This is a genomic window from Bartonella sp. TT119HLJHH (assembly GCF_042193385.1).
GTDB lineage: Bacteria > Pseudomonadota > Alphaproteobacteria > Rhizobiales > Rhizobiaceae > Bartonella.
Window position 1 is genome coordinate 1 of the sequence record NZ_JBHILS010000095.1, and the last position, 1178, is coordinate 1178.

Genomic DNA, 1178 nt, shown 5'->3' on the forward strand with positions numbered 1-1178 from the left:
GCAATATCTTTTAAGTAATGGAGATTGCTTATTGCCTCACGCTTTTGTTTATCGCGTTCTTTAATGGGGTCACGCCCTTCATGCAAAACAGAACGCCATTGATTTGCCAATTCACGGGCTTTTTTTAAAGAAACATTTCGCAACGCCCCCAAGCCCATTTCACGACGTCGACCATGAATGGTATAACGATAAAGCCATTGAGCACCTCCATCTTTACGCTTATGAAGTAACAAGCCGGCACCATCATTATATTTGCCAGCCCCCAATGTTGCGACAGCCCTTGCATTAAGACGGTTCATAAGGACCATTTTTACTCCTTTCTTCTACAGTTTTTACCCACACACCAGCCCCGCTTTTGACGTGCAAGCAAGTGATTTTGATTAATACAACATAGAACAGATTTTTAATGATAGAATCCTACAGTATTAGTTTTTTCATTCAATATGAATAACGCTAGATTATTATTATAAATCAATATCTTGTTATTATGTGAAGCGTGCTTTATAGAGAAATATTAGAAAATCCTATTCCCTTAACTTGACTTAGGTATCCCTTACTTAAAAAGTAAATAAAAAAAACAATAGGTTACATATAACAAAGAAGAATATGGTGCCCAGACGCGGCAAGCAGGGGCTTAGCAACAAGATTCAAAGTATATAAAGATATGTAAGGGCGTATTGATGTCTATAGCTTTTTATGATTCAATAAAAAAAGTAAGTATTAAAGAAAAAATCTCAAATCAGAAATTAAAGGTGGTCTAAAAGGTGGACCAAAAAAGGTGGACGAGCAATGCTTGAAAAGGTGGACGAGAGGGGACGTTAAGTGAGAGCGATTCATCGGTTATCAGCATCATTCGTAAAGACGTCTCCGCAGGGTAAATATTGTGACGGGGCAGGGTTGTGGTTGAATGTTCGAAAAGACAATACACGCTCTTGGTTCTTTCGTTATACATACCATAACAAACGCCGTGAAATGGGACTTGGTCCTGTTACAAAACTCTCTTTAAAAGAAGCGCGTGAGCTTGCAAGATATTATAGTGATATTCTTAAAGAAGGCAATGATCCTATTGTCTTTCGAGAACAGACTATTTTAAAACAGCAAAGCAATATTTTTCAAGAAATTGCAAAAGCGGCTTTTGAAAGCAAAAAAGCAGAGTTGAAAAATGAAGGTAAAAACGG

General features: G+C 37.4%; 2 protein-coding genes. One reads left to right on the top strand and one right to left on the bottom strand.

Annotated features, from left to right (window positions below; genetic code table 11):
• Window positions 1-308: Arm DNA-binding domain-containing protein (locus ACFIJL_RS09465; RefSeq protein ID WP_375624455.1), on the bottom strand; the 308-nt coding region annotated here is incomplete at its 3' end.
• 514 nt (window positions 309-822) lie between these two features.
• On the opposite strand from ACFIJL_RS09465, the gene ACFIJL_RS09470 reads away from it, so the two are divergent.
• Window positions 823-1178, top strand: a 356-nt coding sequence (locus ACFIJL_RS09470; RefSeq protein ID WP_375624457.1) for an Arm DNA-binding domain-containing protein, incomplete at its 3' end; no start/stop codon positions are given.